General features: G+C 53.3%; 16 protein-coding genes. 10 read left to right on the top strand and 6 right to left on the bottom strand.

Translation table 11 applies throughout. From position 1 onward, the window contains the following. The first annotated feature begins 61 nt into the window (after positions 1-61). The 8 genes from entC (at position 62) to AB4K05_RS04985 (ending at position 8,784) form a co-directional block, all read left to right on the top strand. Positions 62-1,261: an isochorismate synthase EntC gene (entC, locus tag AB4K05_RS05020; protein WP_368478897.1), complete on the top strand. Its 1,200-nt coding sequence runs from the start codon at positions 62-64 to the stop codon at positions 1,259-1,261. Next, a complete protein-coding gene (gene entE / locus AB4K05_RS05015; RefSeq protein WP_368478896.1) occupies positions 1,258-2,868 on the top strand; it encodes a (2,3-dihydroxybenzoyl)adenylate synthase EntE in 1,611 nt (536 codons plus the stop codon). The genes entC and entE overlap by 4 nt, the downstream gene beginning before the upstream one ends. A 13-nt stretch (positions 2,869-2,881) precedes the next feature. Next, positions 2,882-3,736: an isochorismatase family protein gene (locus tag AB4K05_RS05010; protein ID WP_368478895.1), complete on the top strand. Its 855-nt coding sequence runs from the start codon at positions 2,882-2,884 to the stop codon at positions 3,734-3,736. After that, positions 3,736-4,491 (top strand): 2,3-dihydro-2,3-dihydroxybenzoate dehydrogenase EntA, encoded by a 756-nt coding sequence (gene entA, locus AB4K05_RS05005; RefSeq protein ID WP_368478894.1) that lies wholly within the window; start codon positions 3,736-3,738, stop codon positions 4,489-4,491. Before AB4K05_RS05010 ends, entA begins: the two co-directional genes overlap by 1 nt. Before the next feature lies 1 nt (position 4,492). After that, positions 4,493-4,906, top strand: coding sequence for a proofreading thioesterase EntH (gene entH / locus AB4K05_RS05000; protein ID WP_368478893.1), 414 nt, complete (start codon positions 4,493-4,495; stop codon positions 4,904-4,906). Between the two features lie 265 nt (positions 4,907-5,171). Further along, positions 5,172-7,277 (top strand): pyruvate/proton symporter CstA, encoded by a 2,106-nt coding sequence (gene cstA, locus AB4K05_RS04995; RefSeq protein ID WP_368478892.1) that lies wholly within the window; start codon positions 5,172-5,174, stop codon positions 7,275-7,277. A 58-nt stretch (positions 7,278-7,335) separates the two neighbouring features. Next, complete coding sequence (locus AB4K05_RS04990; protein ID WP_062775277.1) at positions 7,336-7,533, top strand: YbdD/YjiX family protein; 198 nt, start codon at positions 7,336-7,338, stop codon at positions 7,531-7,533. Between the two features lie 90 nt (positions 7,534-7,623). Then, positions 7,624-8,784: a pyridoxal phosphate-dependent aminotransferase gene (locus AB4K05_RS04985; RefSeq protein ID WP_368478891.1), complete on the top strand. Its 1,161-nt coding sequence runs from the start codon at positions 7,624-7,626 to the stop codon at positions 8,782-8,784. Here the strand turns inward: AB4K05_RS04985 and AB4K05_RS04980 are convergent, their stop codons facing one another. The 3 genes from AB4K05_RS04980 to AB4K05_RS04970 all read right to left on the bottom strand — a co-directional run bounded on the left by AB4K05_RS04980 (position 8,785) and on the right by AB4K05_RS04970 (position 11,659). After that, complete coding sequence (locus tag AB4K05_RS04980; RefSeq protein WP_368478890.1) at positions 8,785-9,411, bottom strand: IbrB-like domain-containing protein; 627 nt, start codon at positions 9,409-9,411, stop codon at positions 8,785-8,787. Then, entirely contained in the window at positions 9,396-10,619 is a 1,224-nt protein-coding gene (locus AB4K05_RS04975) for a phosphoadenosine phosphosulfate reductase (RefSeq protein ID WP_368478889.1), read from the bottom strand. Before AB4K05_RS04975 ends, AB4K05_RS04980 begins: the two co-directional genes overlap by 16 nt. Positions 10,620-10,768: 149 nt before the next feature. Beyond that, positions 10,769-11,659 carry a LysR family transcriptional regulator gene (locus AB4K05_RS04970; RefSeq protein WP_368478888.1) on the bottom strand — a complete coding sequence of 297 codons (891 nt, stop codon included), beginning with the start codon at positions 11,657-11,659 and terminating at the stop codon, positions 10,769-10,771. Positions 11,660-12,123: 464 nt separating this feature from the next. On the opposite strand from AB4K05_RS04970, the gene ahpC reads away from it, so the two are divergent. Beyond that, positions 12,124-12,687, top strand: a complete 564-nt coding sequence (gene ahpC / locus AB4K05_RS04965) for an alkyl hydroperoxide reductase subunit C (protein ID WP_052284784.1) — start codon at positions 12,124-12,126, stop codon at positions 12,685-12,687. A 246-nt stretch (positions 12,688-12,933) separates the two neighbouring features. Then, positions 12,934-14,499, top strand: a complete 1,566-nt coding sequence (gene ahpF / locus AB4K05_RS04960; protein ID WP_368478887.1) for an alkyl hydroperoxide reductase subunit F — start codon at positions 12,934-12,936, stop codon at positions 14,497-14,499. Between the two features lie 71 nt (positions 14,500-14,570). Here ahpF and uspG read toward each other — a convergent pair whose 3' ends face one another. The 3 genes from uspG to rna all read right to left on the bottom strand — a co-directional run bounded on the left by uspG (position 14,571) and on the right by rna (position 16,599). Further along, positions 14,571-14,999 (bottom strand): universal stress protein UspG, encoded by a 429-nt coding sequence (gene uspG, locus AB4K05_RS04955; RefSeq protein ID WP_368478886.1) that lies wholly within the window; start codon positions 14,997-14,999, stop codon positions 14,571-14,573. Positions 15,000-15,162: 163 nt separating this feature from the next. Next, complete coding sequence (rnk, locus tag AB4K05_RS04950; protein WP_368478885.1) at positions 15,163-15,573, bottom strand: nucleoside diphosphate kinase regulator; 411 nt, start codon at positions 15,571-15,573, stop codon at positions 15,163-15,165. Between the two features lie 225 nt (positions 15,574-15,798). Next, on the bottom strand, positions 15,799-16,599 hold the full coding sequence (gene rna, locus AB4K05_RS04945) for a ribonuclease I (protein WP_368478884.1): 801 nt from the start codon (positions 16,597-16,599) through the stop codon (positions 15,799-15,801). Between the last annotated feature and the right edge of the window lie 27 nt (positions 16,600-16,626).

The following is a 16,626-nucleotide window of genomic DNA, read 5'->3' as shown; positions in this document are numbered from 1 at the left end:
TACCGAACCAAAATACAAATGATAATTATTCGTAATACATTTATCGTTTTTGGAGGATGATATGGAAACGTCACTGGCCGCGGATGCCCGACAACAGCAGCACCTGGCCACAATCGCAGCCGATAGCTTTTTCTTTATGTCGCCGTTTCGCAGTTTTACGACCTCTGGCTGCTTTACGCGTTTGACCTGTCCGGCAGAAGGGGGCGATTTGCCCGACAGTGCCTTCCAGCAAGAATTAGCCTCGGCATTTGCTGCCGCGAAAGCCGCCGGGATTGCCAATCCGGTAATGGTCGGGGCGATTCCCTTCGACACCCGCCAGCCTTCTGCGCTGTTTATTCCCGAGCACAGCGAGCCGTTTTCACGTACCGCGAAGCAGAAGTCGTCGCGCTACCACGCTTCACGCGAGCCGATGGTGGTGACTGCGCGTCAGGAAATCCCCAAGCACCCCGTATTTCTCGATATGGTCGCCCAGGCGGCGGCGATGACCGCGACGCCACAGGTCGACAAAGTGGTGCTCTCACGTCTAATTGATATTACCGCCGAGCAGACGCTCGACAGCGCCGCGCTGCTGGAACGTCTGGTGGCGCAAAACCCGGCGAGCTTTAACTTCCACGTTCCACTGCCCGATGGCGGAGTTCTGCTGGGCGCAAGCCCGGAGCTGCTGCTGCGTAAAGACGGCTCTCATTTTAGTTCTCTGCCGCTTGCCGGTTCTGCCCGTCGTCAACCGGATGACGTACTGGATCGCGAAGCCGGTAATCGCCTGCTGGCATCAGAAAAAGACCGTCATGAGCATGAACTGGTGACGCAGTCGATGAAACAGACTCTGACGCCGCGCAGCCTACAGCTGTCGCTGCCGGAGACCCCGCAGTTGGTTAACACACCGACCCTATGGCACCTCGCCACCCCGATTGAGGGCCAGGCTAAGCCTGAGGAAAACGCGCTGTCGCTGGCCTGTCTGCTGCATCCGACGCCTGCGCTGAGCGGCTTCCCGCATCAGGTGGCAAAACAGGTGATTGCACAACTGGAACCATTTGAGCGCGACCTGTTCGGCGGCATCGTGGGCTGGTGCGATAGCGAAGGGAACGGTGAGTGGGTGGTGACAATTCGCTGTGCGCGCGTCAAGGAGAATAGCGTGCGCCTGTTTGCTGGCGCCGGCATTGTACCGGCTTCGTCCCCTGAATCCGAATGGCGTGAAACCGGCGTCAAACTTTCTACCATGCTGAACGTATTTGGCCTGCACCAGGAGCCTCACTCATTATGACCGTGGAATTTACCCGCTGGCCGGACGCGCTGGCGGCACGCTATCGCGAAAAAGGCTACTGGCAGGATCTGCCGTTGACTGAAATGTTGACCCGACATGTGGACAGCGACGCGATTGCGGTGATTGATGGCGAACGCCAGATTAGCTACCGCCAGTTAAACCAGTCTGTTGATAACCTTGCCGCTGCTCTGCAGCGTCAGGGATTAAAGCGCGGGGAAACTGCGCTGGTGCAGCTTGGCAATATCGCGGAGTTTTATACCACGCTGTTTGCGCTGCTGAAAATTGGCGTTGCGCCGGTGAATGCGCTGTTTAGCCACCAGCGTAGCGAGCTGAATGCCTACGCCGAACAGATTGCTCCAGCCGCACTGATTGCCGACCGCGCGCATGCGCTGTTTGGCGATGACCAGTACCTGAATGCCTTTTGTGAACAGTATCGGTCAGTACGCGTAGTGATGCTGAGAAACGGCACGGGTGAACATTCGCTGGAAGAGGCGATAGCGCACACGGTAGCGGATTTCATCGCGACGCCGACTGCGGCGGACGAAGTGGCCTTTTTTCAGCTTTCGGGCGGCAGTACCGGCACGCCAAAGCTTATTCCTCGGACTCACAACGACTATTACTACAGCATTCGTCGCAGTAACGAAATTTGCCGCTTTGATGCACAAACTCGCTACCTGTGTGCGATCCCGTCGGCGCACAACTACGCGATGAGTTCGCCGGGCGCACTGGGCGTGTTCCTTGCGGGCGGCACCGTGGTACTGGCAGCGGACCCTAGCCCGACGCAGTGTTTTTCAGTGATTGAACAGCATCAGGTTAACGTTGCGGCGCTGGTGCCTCCGGCGGTCAGCCTGTGGTTACAGGCGATTGCCGAATGGGGCAGTAACGCCGAACTTCGCTCGTTGACCCTGTTGCAGGTCGGCGGTGCTCGCCTGTCGGCAACGCTGGCTGCGCGTATTCCAGCGGAAATTGGCTGCCAGCTACAGCAGGTGTTCGGCATGGCGGAGGGGCTGGTGAACTACACGCGCCTTGATGACAGCGAAGAAAAAATTCTTAACACCCAGGGCTACCCGATGTGCCCTGACGACGAGGTTTGGGTGGCGGATGCGGACGGCAATCCGCTGCCGCGCGGCAAGGTTGGCCGGCTGATGACCCGTGGCCCATACACCTTCCGCGGCTACTACAAAAGTCCACAGCATAACGCCAGCGCCTTTGATGCCGACGGTTTTTACTGCTCCGGCGATCTTATCTCCATCGACGAAGACGGTTACATCACCGTGGAAGGGCGCGAGAAAGATCAGATAAACCGCGGTGGCGAGAAAATTGCTGCCGAAGAAATTGAAAACCTGCTGTTGCGCCACGAGTCGGTGGTTTACGCGGCGCTGGTCAGCATGGAAGACACCCTGCTGGGCGAAAAAAGCTGTGCCTATTTGGTGGTGAAAGAGCCGCTGCGCGCAGTTCAGGTGCGTCGCTTCCTGCGTGAGCAGGGCGTGGCCGAGTTTAAGCTGCCGGACCGCGTGGAGTGTGTAGATGAACTGCCGCTGACCCACGTCGGTAAAGTCGATAAAAAACAATTACGTCAGTGGCTGGCGAGCCGCTCGCAGGGCTGAAGGAGAAAACAAGATGGCGATTCCAAAATTACAAGGCTACGCGCTGCCAACCGCGCTGGATCTTCCTGAGAACAAAGTGAACTGGGCGTTTGAACCGGCGCGTGCGGCGCTGCTCATTCACGATATGCAGGAGTATTTCCTCAACTTCTGGGGCGAAGATAGCGAGATGATGGAGACGGTGGTGGCTAACATCACCGCACTGCGTGATTTCTGTAAAAAGAACGGTATTCCGGTGTACTACACGGCGCAGCCAAAAGAGCAAAGCGATGAAGATCGCGCGCTGCTAAACGATATGTGGGGGCCGGGTCTGACTCGCTCTCCTGAGCAGCAACGCGTGGTTGCTGCACTCGCCCCGGATGATGAGGATACCGTGCTGGTGAAATGGCGCTACAGCGCGTTTCATCGCTCGCCGCTGGAGCAGATGCTTAAAGAGAGCGGTCGCAACCAGCTTATTATCACCGGCGTGTATGCGCACATTGGCTGTATGACTACCGCCACCGACGCCTTTATGCGTGACATTAAACCGTTCTTCGTCGCCGACGCGCTGGCAGATTTCACGCGCGATGAGCATCTGATGTCGCTGAAATATGTGGCTGGGCGCAGCGGTCGCGTGGTGATGACCGACGAACTGCTACCGTCAATTCCTGCTAACAAAGAGGCGCTGCGGGCGCTGGTGTTGCCTCTGCTGGACGAGTCTGACGAGCCGCTGGACGACGATAATCTGATTGATTACGGTCTTGATTCGGTACGGATGATGGCGCTGGCTGCCAGCTGGCGCAAAGTGCACGGCGATATCGACTTCGTGATGTTGGCGAAAAACCCGAGTATTGACGCGTGGTGGTCGCTGCTGTCCCGCGAGGTGAAATAATGGCCGGGTTTGATTTTAGTGGTCAAAATGTCTGGGTGACGGGGGCAGGAAAAGGGATTGGCTACGCCACCGCGCTGGCATTTGTTGAGGCAGGTGCGACGGTGACCGGCTTTGATCTGGCGTTTAGCGGCGAGGATTATCCGTTTGCGACCGAAACGCTGGACGTGGCGGATGCTCAGCAGGTTGCACAGGTATGTGAGCGCCTGCTAGCACAGACCGAACGCCTTGACGTGTTGGTCAACGCGGCGGGCATTTTGCGCATGGGGGCGACGGATGCGCTGAGTCTTACCGATTGGCAGCAGACTTTTGCGGTGAACGTCGGCGGGGCGTTTAACCTGTTCCAGCAGACGATGCCGCAGTTCCGTCGCCAACAGGGCGGGGCGATTGTTACCGTTGCTTCTGATGCCGCGCACACGCCACGCATCGGCATGAGCGCCTATGGCGCGTCGAAGGCGGCGCTGAAAAGCCTCGCGCTGACCGTGGGCCTTGAGCTATCGACTTCCGGCGTGCGTTGTAATCTGGTCTCTCCTGGTTCTACCGATACCGATATGCAGCGTGTGCTGTGGGTTAGCGATGACGCGGAACAGCAGCGTATTCGCGGCTTTTCCGAGCAGTTTAAGCTCGGTATTCCACTGGGCAAAATTGCTCGTCCGCAGGAAATTGCCAATACCATTTTGTTCTTGGCTTCTGACAGCGCCAGCCACATCACGTTGCAGGATATCGTGGTCGACGGCGGCTCAACGCTTGGGGCATAACATGATTTGGAAACGTCATTTAAGCCTTGATGAACTCAATGCGACCAGCGACAACACCATGGTGGCGCATTTGGGGATTGTTTATACCCACATCGGCGATGACAGCCTAGAAGCCGTGATGCCGGTCGATAGCCGCACTCACCAGCCGTTTGGCCTGCTGCACGGTGGCGCGTCGGCGGCGCTGGCGGAAACGCTGGGCTCGATGGCCGGTTTTCTGATGACCCGCGACGGGCAGTGCGTCGTGGGGACCGAGCTGAATGCTTCACACCATCGCCCGGTATCGCAGGGTCAGGTGCGTGCGGTATGTCAGCCTCTGCATCTTGGGCGTCAGAGCCAGAGTTGGGAAATTGTGGTATTTGATGAGCAGGGGCGGCGCTGTTGCACCTGCCGTTTAGGCACCGCAGTACTCGGCTAGTCAATATATCGTAGGCCGGATAAGCGCAGCGCCATCCGGCAATGTACCGCACCATGCCGGATGGCGCTGCGCTTATCCGGCCTACTCATCTCACCCTTTTCCCCTTTATCTCTCATCCGTTTTTCTGACTTAAGTGATCTCGCTAACAATGTGATGTAAATGTCAGGTGCCGTTCCTGTTCATATCAGTTTCAAAGATGTTAAATCATAGATGTTTCTATGGACACAAAATGTAACATCCTCTGCTACTGATACGGACAATAACTATGAACAATTCAGGGAAATACCTTATATGGGCATTGCTCTCCATTGTCGGAGCGTTTGCCCTGGGCTATATCGCCCTCAACCGTGGTGAACAGATAAACGCGCTGTGGATCGTCGTGGCGGCGGTTTGCGTATATCTGATTGCCTATCGTTTTTACGGTCTTTTTATTGCCAAAAGAGTGCTGCAGGTTGATCCAACGCGTATGACGCCCGCGGTGCGTCATAACGATGGTCTCGACTATGTGCCGACTGACAAAAAGGTACTGTTTGGTCACCACTTTGCGGCGATTGCCGGGGCAGGTCCGCTGGTGGGACCGGTGCTGGCGGCGCAGATGGGCTATCTGCCGGGCATGATCTGGCTGCTGGCCGGGGTGGTGCTTGCCGGGGCCGTACAGGACTTTATGGTGCTGTTCGTGTCGACTCGTCGCGACGGTCGCTCTTTGGGCGAACTGGTCAAAGAGGAGATGGGGCCAACCGCAGGGGTGATTGCGCTGATTGCGACCTTTATGATCATGGTTATCATTCTGGCGGTTCTGGCGATGATCGTGGTGAAAGCGCTGACCCACAGTCCGTGGGGAACCTACACCGTCGCCTTTACCATTCCGCTGGCGCTGTTTATGGGGATCTACATTCGCTACCTGCGTCCAGGACGCATCGGCGAAGTGTCGGTGATTGGCCTCGTGCTGCTGGTGTTTGCCATTATTTCCGGCGGCTGGGTGGCAGCGAGCGAAACCTGGGCTCCATGGTTTGACTATACCGGCGTACAGTTAACCTGGATGCTGGTGGGCTATGGTTTTGTGGCCTCTGTTCTGCCAGTTTGGCTGCTGTTGGCGCCGCGTGACTACCTTTCTACCTTCCTCAAAATTGGCACCATCGTCGGGCTGGCTATCGGCATTCTGATTATGCGCCCAACGTTGACCATGCCTGCGCTGACCAAGTTTATCGATGGAACCGGCCCGGTATGGACCGGCGATCTGTTCCCGTTCCTGTTCATCACCATCGCCTGTGGCGCGGTGTCTGGCTTCCATGCGCTGATCTCTTCCGGCACCACGCCGAAGATGCTGGCGAACGAAGGTCAGGCCTGCTTTATCGGCTATGGCGGCATGTTGATGGAATCTTTCGTTGCCATCATGGCGCTGGTTTCCGCCTGTATTATCGATCCGGGCGTTTACTTTGCGATGAACAGCCCAATGGCGATGCTGGCACCGGCGGGCACCGTTGATGTGGTGGCTTCTGCCGCTCAGGTTGTCAGTAGCTGGGGCTTCTCGGTAACGCCAGATCTGCTGCATCAGATTGCTAATGAAGTCGGCGAACAGTCGATTATCTCCCGTGCGGGCGGTGCCCCTACGCTTGCGGTGGGGATGGCCTACATCCTGCACGGCGCGCTGGGTGGTCTGATGGATGTATCGTTCTGGTACCACTTCGCGATTTTGTTTGAAGCGCTGTTTATTCTGACGGCGGTTGACGCCGGGACGCGCGCAGCCCGTTTTATGCTGCAAGACCTGCTGGGCGTGATTAATCCAGGCCTGAAACGCACCGATTCACTGCCGGCGAACCTGCTGGCGACGGCGCTTTGTGTGCTGGCTTGGGGCTACTTCCTGCATCAAGGGGTAGTTGATCCGTTGGGTGGCATTAACACCCTGTGGCCGCTGTTCGGTATTGCGAACCAGATGCTGGCAGGGATGGCGCTGATGCTTTGCGCAGTGGTATTGTTCAAGATGAAACGTCAGCGTTATGCGTGGGTGGCCTTGGTGCCAACGGCATGGCTGCTGGTATGTACGCTGGTGGCGGGCTGGCAGAAATCGTTCAGTGCCGATACGAAAGTGGGCTTCCTGGCGATTGCCAATAAATTCCAAGCGATGATCGACAGCGGCAATATTCCTCCGCAGTACACTGAATCGCAGCTGGCGCAGTTGGTCTTTAACAACCGTCTTGATGCGGGCCTGACCATCTTCTTTATGGTGGTGGTTGTGGTGCTGGCGGTGTTCTCAATCAAAACGGCTTTAGCCGCGCTGAAAGAGGACAAACCGACGTCGAAAGAGACCCCGTATGAGCCGATGCCGGCAAATGCGGAGAATTTAGTTTCGATGGCGAAACGCGCACATTAATGTCATCTATCACCCGGCCTCGTGATGCGAGGTCGGGTTGATTCAAAAGGATATAGCAATGTTTGATACTCTTTCTAAAGCAGGGAAATACTTAGGCCAGGCGGCAAAGATGATGATTGGCGTGCCGGACTATGACAACTATGTCGAACATATGCGCATTAATCATCCCGACCAAGAGCCGATGACCTATGAAGCCTTCTTCCGTGACCGCCAAGATGCGCGCTATGGTGGGAAGGGTGGTGCGAAGTGCTGTTGATTTTTTTAGACATCTAAACGTCTTGATTGCTAAACCCGCTCGCCGTGTTATATTGCTGTTAACAATGGCTTAACGAGCGGCAGATAACCAATGACAACAAAGCAACTCATCCCTCAAAGCAAGCTCCCCAATCTCGGCACCACGATTTTTACTCAGATGAGCGCGCTAGCCCAACAGCATCAGGCGATTAACCTTTCGCAGGGTTTCCCTGATTTTGACGGCCCGAGCTATCTTCAAACGCGGCTGGCACATCATGTCGCGAGCGGCGCGAATCAATATGCACCGATGACCGGCGCGCTGGCGCTGCGTGAAGCCATTGCGGAGAAAACGGCGGCGCTGTATGGCTATACGCCAGACGTGAATAACGATATCACGGTAACCGCTGGTGCAACCGAAGCGCTGTACGCCGCGATTACCGCGCTGGTGCGTGAAGGCGATGAAGTTATCTGTTTTGATCCAAGCTATGACAGCTATGCTCCGGCGGTCGAACTTTCCGGCGGCATCGTGAAACGCATTGCACTCCAGCCGCCGCATTTTCGCGTCGATTGGCAGGCGTTTGCCGCGCAGATAAGCGATAAAACCCGCTTAGTCATCCTCAATACGCCGCACAACCCGTCGGCGACGGTGTGGCAGGCCGCCGATTTTGCGGCGCTATGGCAGGCGATTGCCGAGCGCGAAATCTACGTGCTGAGTGATGAAGTGTACGAGCACATCTGCTTTGCATCAGCGGGCCATGCCAGCGTACTGGCGCACCCCGAGCTTCGCCAACGGGCCGTGGCGGTATCGTCGTTTGGTAAAACCTATCACATGACCGGCTGGAAGGTGGGTTACTGCGTCGCGCCTGCCGCGATCAGCGCTGAGCTTCGCAAGGTACACCAGTATCTGACTTTTGCCGTCAACACCCCGGCGCAGCTGGCGCTGGCGGATATGCTTCGTGCCGAGCCTGAGCACTATCGTGAACTGCCGGCGTTTTATCGCGCACGACGCGACCTGTTTATTGATGCCTTGAACCAGAGCCGCTTGAAGCTGCTGCCCTGTGAAGGCACCTATTTTTTACTTGCCGATTACAGCGAGATTTCTGCCTTAGATGATGTGAGTTTCTGCCAGTGGCTAACCGCAGAGGTTGGCGTGGCGGCGATCCCACTATCGGTATTTTGTGCAGACCCCTTCCCGCATAAGCTGATTCGACTGTGCTTCGCCAAGCAGGAATCGACCCTGTTGGCTGCCGCTGAGCGCTTGTGTCGTCTGTAGTTACTTCACCGTCCAGGCCTGTGAGAACTGGCGATTGCTAAACATTTCGCACAGGCCGTTAATTTGTTTGAGCCTCAGGATTTCGTCGGCGTCCATTCCCAGTTCCTGACCCATCTTTTCGTCGCTCCAACCAAGCTGGCTGAGTTCACGAACGATTTCCGACATGGCGCTAATTTGGTGTCGTCCTCGGGCACGGTTGTGGCGAATGGTTGCGGCCATCCTCGACGGCAGTGAGCTGTCCTTCTTCTCAAGCTGGGTGACGGGCAGGTAGCCATGATAACGGTTTTTTAGCGTCGATTTTGATTGAGACAGTAGGTAGCGATGGAAGCCATCTACAATTTCGAAGTGATGATCTTTATTCTCAACCACGACGATAGGTTGGGTAAAACCATCAGTTTCCAGCGATTTGGTAAGCAGCCTTTTTTCCTGTGGGGCCATATTGTTAGGGTTGTAGTCGTTGGGCAGTATGTCTTCTTCTTTAACCCAAAGCACACAGTCGATGGGCTGATTGTGAAATGGACTTTCTTCATGCAGTGCTTGGCGAAACTGGTTAAGGGCTTCTATTTTTTCTTCAAGCGCGAGCGTTTGCAGGTAGAGGTGCATCTGTTCTATTAGTCGTTGTTGCATAATATCCCCCATTGCTGACGTTTTTGTTCCATGCGTGTTTTATAGCGTTGGTAGTGGCTGGATTTGGTTGGGCTAAATGAGAGCGTTCTGCACCAGTAATCATTATTTAACAGCGTCTTACAGACTCGGCGCCACGAAGGAATATCTTTTGAGCTGAGATCATTTTCTTGGCAATCTGGAATGTCTTCCCAGCCCTTTTTTTGATACCAGTGTAGATAGACGGCAATTTTATTGCGGTAGTGGTCAGCGGTATTGGCTGGCATGCTGTTTAGCAGAAAATGGGCGTAGCTGCGCCAAGTATGATGTTGCGGTTTCTCGATTTTTCGGTGGCCGTAGAACTGATTGTCTTGTCCTGCATACATTCCGCCGCTATGCACGCCGCTCACACGCTGGCACATGTCCGCCCAACGTTCCGGCTCTAGAACGTGATAAAGCCATAGCCCCTGGCGTTGCTCTGGCCCAAAGGGCTCGCAGATACGCATATAGCGCAGCGGTACGCCAGCTTGGAACATTAAATTGTAGAGTGGATTATAGGCTTGCTGGGTTTTGGCAAACCAGGTCCAGATATCGGCGGTTTTCCAGTCGTAGATGGGATAGATGTACCAGGTGTGATTGCCGGGGGAAATGGTCGTCCACGGTTTATCATCGGCAAAACGGCGCTTGCGTTGCGAAGAGATGGTCAAAAACCGATTATAGGATTCGTCGGCGCGGATGCCTACCATGACCGCAGCTGGACGCTGCTGGGAAAACCAATCAGCGAACTTTTGCACAAACACTTCGAAGGTCATTCCCGCTTGGTAAAAGGGGAAAAAGTCGGGATCGGTAATCGCCCCAGCAGGGGGTTGTCTGACCCATTTTATGCCGGGCTCCCAGCACTGCCATTCAGGCGCGAACTGGGTGAGTGAATTTTGGCTGGTTAGCGGCAGCGCGACCCAATAAAAATCCTCAATGATATCCTGATATTGCTCGCGTAATTTTTCACAGTGTTTAATGGTATAAGAAAATTGCACTTCCCAATCGATAAACAAAACACTGATTTTCTTTCCTAACGTTCGCGCATGCTGCGCGGTTAAATGCAGCATGACCGTAGAATCTTTACCGCCGGAAAATGAAACGCAGACGCGGGAGAAATTTTCCAGTGTCCACATAATACGGTCCTGAGTAGCGTCTAAGACCGATTGAGGGAGCGGGAGTTTGATCATTGACATACATCGGCCATCCTTGAGAACCAGTTATTACGCATAAAGTTTATTGGATCATACAATAACTCTATATCAATTCGCGATATTACAAAATTATCGTATTAATAATTGGCGTGAGTTATTTAATTGATGGTTAATATTTAGAGTATGTATGTTTAAATCGTTCTTATTATTCGCTCAAACAGCTCTGCACTAAGCGAGGTACGGTTGTAGACGAGATACAGCGTCATTGAGGGTAAAGGTTTTGGAATAGTAATAGCTTTAAGCTGTAGTGAATCCTTAAATGCGTCGAAATAAGACGTTGGGAGGATGCCGATTAAATCAGTTTGATGAATGGCATTTATGATGGCAGTTAATGAGGACGAGCGGAACGCGCATTTGCGATTAGCAAAAATGCCTTCATAGCTGTATTGAGCCTGCTTCACTCCCTGATTCGGAACATTATAAAAGGTAAACCTTTCATTAAGTACATCTTGCACAGTGGCATGGTTTTTAAGCCGTGGATGGTCTTTCCGACACACCAGAGTGACTGGGAACTCAAGAAACGGCAGGCATATCAGTGCGCGGTTTTGTACTTTCGTTGTGGTGAAAACAATATCCGCTTTGCGGTATTGCAGCAGGTTTTCGGCGGTGTCAGGTGCGCATGCGAAGTCATGGTATTCAATTTGCAGGTTGGGTTCGGTTAAAATTGTATTCATAAACCCGGCGATCTTAGCCGTGAAATATAACTGTGGTCCATAGATTATGAATTTTTTATCAAGATGGGTATTCCCCATCATGTTAATGGTTTGCTCAAGCTGATTAAGGTTTTTAGACAAGTGCTGGTGCAGATTAATCGCAACGGTCGTGGGGGAATTGCCTTTCCCATTCCGGATAAATAGCGGGTCGTTAAATTGAGCACGCAGTCGCTGAAGCGATTGGCTTACCGCAGAAGGGGTGATAAATAGCATCTCAGCGGCTTTGCTGATACTAAGGTGCTGGTATATACATTCGAAAATAACCAATAGGTTGAGATCGAATCGCTTAAGATCATAGAGATTTGCCATGAAAGTCCTTATTCATAGTATGAGTGAAGAGCCTATTAGTTGCTCTTGCTTCTACCGTCCGTGGGTGAAAAAACGAAATATATAAGTCAAGAAGATAAATATAGAGCATTACTTCAGCTATATCTACCGTTAAGTTATGACAGGTAGCTGCATCTTATTTAATTTAATTGATTTTGTGAATGATTATATTGTGATCCCTGTTGGTATTTGCCATTTCGGCTGGCGCTGGCCTTGCGCTTTGTAAACTTAGCGGCGGTTGTATCAGCATGCCGAGGCAGGCTATCGGTTAGACCTTGGGATGGGCCAAGGATGAGTGCGTGGTGTCGGGCTCTGTCTATGGGTTCACATCGTTGTCTTGTTGTGGGTGTTAGATATCACTTATTGATTTGATAATGTAAACGCATTGGTCCAATCGACAGAATTTGGTTAACTTAGTCCTCAACGACAACACGGAGGAAGTATAGATGTCCTTAATTAATACCAAAATCAAACCTTTCAAAAACCAGGCGTTCAAAAACGGTGAGTTCATCGAAGTAACCGAGAAAGATACCGAAGGTCGCTGGAGCGTCTTCTTCTTCTACCCGGCTGACTTCACCTTCGTATGCCCAACCGAACTGGGCGACGTGGCAGACCATTACGAAGAACTGCAGAAATTGGGCGTAGACGTGTACTCTGTTTCTACCGATACCCACTTCACCCATAAAGCATGGCATGGCAGCTCCGACACCATCGCAAAAATCAAATATGCGATGATCGGTGACCCGACTGGCGCCCTGACCCGTAACTTTGAAAACATGCGTGAAGATGAAGGTCTGGCTGACCGCGCAACTTTCGTTGTTGACCCACAGGGTATCATCCAAGCAATCGAAGTTACCGCTGAAGGTATCGGCCGTGACGCATCTGACCTGCTGCGTAAAATCAAAGCAGCTCAGTATGTGGCTTCCCACCCAGGCGAAGTTTGCCCGGCGAAATGGAAAGAAGGCGAAGCGACTCTGGCTCCATCTCTGGACCTGGTCGGCAAAATCTAAAATTTCCATGTCTTTCACGCCATGGCGGCGTTGGTGTCACCTGCTCACCCCGGTCACTTACATAAGTAAGCTTCCGGGGATTCTCAGGCTAGCCGCCTTGCCCTGACGTGAAATCCAAAGGAAATTGACGACGATAAACGGGGGCGGTTTCGCGCCCGTTTTCTTTCCAAAAACCATCATTCAAGCCGCATTTAGGTTGCTCGTAAGGCAGCTTGCATGATGATGTTTTAAGCCCAGGAGACAAAAATGCTCGACACCAACATGAAAACCCAGCTCAAAGCCTATCTTGAGAAGCTGACCAAACCTGTTGAGCTGGTTGCCACGCTGGATGACAGCGCCAAATCGGTAGAAATCAAGGAACTGCTGGCTGAAATCGCTGAACTGTCAGACAAAGTCACCTTTAAACAAGACGACACTCTGGCGGTGCGCAAGCCGTCATTCCTGATTACGAATCCAGGTTCTCACCAGGGGCCGCGTTTTGCGGGTTCCCCGCTGGGCCACGAGTTCACCTCGCTGGTGCTGGCACTGCTGTGGACCGGCGGTCATCCATCCAAAGAAACGCAGTCTTTGCTTGAGCAAATTCGCGATATCGACGGTGACTTTGAGTTTGAAACCTATTATTCGCTCTCCTGTCATAACTGCCCGGACGTGGTGCAGGCGCTGAACCTGATGGCGATCCTGAACCCGCGTATCAAGCACACGGCGATTGACGGTGGGGTTTACCAGAACGAAATCACCGAACGTAACGTGATGGGCGTTCCGGCGGTATATCTGAACGGTCAGGAGTTTGGACAGGGTCGTATGACGCTGACTGAAATCGTGGCGAAAGTGGATACCGGTGCTGAAAAACGTGCGGCGGAAGAGCTGAATCAGCGCGATGCTTACGATGTGCTGATTGTCGGCTCTGGCCCGTCGGGCGCTGCTGCGGCAGTCTATTCTGCACGTAAAGGCATCCGCACTGGCCTGATGGGCGAACGCTTCGGCGGTCAGGTGCTGGATACCGTGGATATTGAAAACTACATCTCTGTGCCGAAAACAGAAGGCCAGAAGCTCGCGGGTGCTTTAAAAGCGCACGTCAGTGAATACAACGTGGATGTGATTGATTCTCAGAGCGCAGCAAAACTGGTGCCAGCAGCGGTAGAAGGCGGCCTGCATCAGATTGAAACGGCCTCTGGCGCAGTGTTGAAAGCGCGTAGCGTCATCATCTCCACCGGTGCGAAGTGGCGAAACATGAACGTGCCGGGCGAAGATCAGTATCGCACCAAAGGCGTGACCTACTGCCCACACTGCGACGGCCCGCTGTTTAAAGGCAAACGTGTGGCGGTAATTGGTGGCGGGAACTCTGGTGTGGAAGCGGCGATTGATCTGGCGGGCGTAGTCGAACACGTTACGCTCCTCGAGTTTGCGCCGGAAATGAAAGCGGATCAGGTTCTGCAAGATAAAGTCCGCAGCCTGAAAAATGTCGACATCATCCTTAACGCACAGACCACGGAAGTGCTGGGCGATGGCACAAAAGTCACCGGCCTGCAGTATCGTGACCGCGTGAGTGGCGATGTGCATCATGTGGAATTGGCGGGTATTTTCGTACAGATTGGTCTGCTGCCAAACACCACATGGCTGGAAGGCGCGATCGAGCGTAACCGCATGGGCGAAATCATTATTGATGCGAAATGCGAGACCAACGTGAAGGGCGTGTTCGCGGCTGGCGATTGCACCACCGTGCCTTACAAACAAATTATTATCGCCGCGGGCGAAGGTGCGAAGGCGTCGTTGAGCGCATTCGATTATCTGATTCGCACCAAAACAGCATAAAAAAGAAGACAATACCTGCAATGTCAAAGGCCACCGAAAGGTGGCCTTTTTTTTGGTTTAAGCAAACGTATTTAGCGCACAACGAGTACCGGGATATGGGCGTGGCGGATAACGCTGGACGCATTTGACCCCAGTAGGTGTGTAGTGATTGACGGATTGCGTGAACCAATCACCACCATATCGGCGTTCAACTCTTCAGCCAGTTCGTTAACCGCATCGCGTACGTTACCCATACGGACATGAAGTTTGATACGCGAAGGATCGATACTAAAGTGGCTGTACATGGTTTGCAGGCGGGTTTCTGCTTCCTGCTGTAGGTGTTCTTCGAAGCGACGTAGGTCAGAGGCAAAACGGCTCATCGTGTAGCTGGCTGACGCCGGCAGCACGTGCAGTAAATGGATAATACCCTCCTGCTGGGCCATAAACTCCGCGTGACGAATAGCTTTGTCACTTAATTCCATCTCAAAAACATCAACTGGCATAATGATTGTTTTGTACATAGGCTCCTCCTTGTCTTTGTAGAACAATCAAATCACATAATCGATTTCGAATATGTCATTGAGTTCGCAAATTAGTTTAGTGAGAAGGGAGAAGTTGTAAAGTTTCGTTAGGCGCAAACAAAAAGAGGATGCTGGGCATCCTCTTAATTATTCGCATTGGGGATTAGCGGTTGTATTCACCAGCGGCTTCCGGCTGGTAGAGCAGCTCGAGCACTTCTAAGTGGGTCGATGCGCCGCCCGGTAATTCCCAGTGGATGGTGCTACCGGTACGCAGGCCAAGCAGAGCTGCGCCAACCGGAGCCATTACGGAAAGCTGGCTGCTGCTGTCCGTCATGTTCGCAGGGAAGACCAGCGTACGCACGCGTTCTTCGCCAGTGGTGAGATCGCGGAATTTGACCTGGCTATTCATACTCACAACATCGTGCGGCATGTCCTCTGGGGCACACATCTGGGCACGATCCAGTTCGTCGTTTAGCGCGTTCGCCACCGGTGAATTTGCATAAGCAGGTTGCTCAAGCAGGCGGTCGATACGCTCGGCATCGAACTCATTAATAATGATGGCAGGTCTGGTCATTATTTACTCCATGTCATTTCTATTATCCAAAAGAAAACCCTCACCGCCAGCGGCAAGGGTTCATCTCTCCCCATCATACTGATCCCGGTGTCAGGTTTGAAGTGATGCAGCGCACATTCAGCAATGGCAATCCCTCTGTCGTGTGAATTTTGTGCGAAATTCATCGACTACGCTCGATTTTATCAACACGATGGGATGGGCCCCCGCGTGATGCAGGGGCGTGGATCAGTAACCGATTTTGTCCAGAATAAACTGTTTACCACAGTTACCTGGATGCGGCTGCGGGAGCAGCGATTCAGCGGAAAGTGGGTCGTTAATACGGGCAGATTTGATGGCAATTTGCATTTCCGTCAGATAGGCCGGATTGCCGTTGCAGGTTAGCTTAAAGGCTTTGACGTTCTGTTTTCCGTAGGCGCGAGCCACCGCATCGTCGAAGCTGGCGCGATCCACGGTCTTGCCGTAGTTAGCTGCGAGGAATTGGCCAACTGCACTCTGTTTTACTTCGCCATTCAGACGCACCATGGTGCTGAAATAAGCATCTGGGTCAAAACCAAAGCAGACGCCGTGTTTGGCGTATTCGTAACGCTCAAGGCAGGATCTTCCGCCGCTGCCTGGCATCACCTGATTGAGTTTATTGGCAACTTCCAGCGATAAACCTGTCTCTTCGGCGGCGCATTTTCTGCTCGCTTTCGCTTCCGGCATATTGGGAATGGGCCGCGTTGCACAGCCAAAGCGCATCCAACGGTTATTGTCTACACCGCGAGAGGCGATAGAGCTGGGTAAACTCGGCCAGAGGCCGTGAACCGTAAGATAGTCGGCCCTGTTGGCCGCTTCAATAGGATGCTGGCATTCGAGGGGTTCCTTACGATTTCTATCATGCTGGCTTTGGCAAAAACCGGTTTGCCATGAAAGCGCCAGAACATAGCGGTCGAAGTCACCATATTGTGTAGGGGTGAGAGGGGCGGCATGAAGGCTGCCGGCGCAGAGCAATAGCGCACACCCTGACACAATATTCTTCCTGAGCATATTCCTGACTCCACGTTTTCATTATTT

The organism is Kluyvera sp. STS39-E, from assembly GCF_040932435.1.
GTDB lineage: Bacteria > Pseudomonadota > Gammaproteobacteria > Enterobacterales > Enterobacteriaceae > Kluyvera.
The sequence above is the reverse complement of the archived record's forward strand: the minus strand, read 5'-3'. Positions and strand labels throughout refer to the sequence as shown.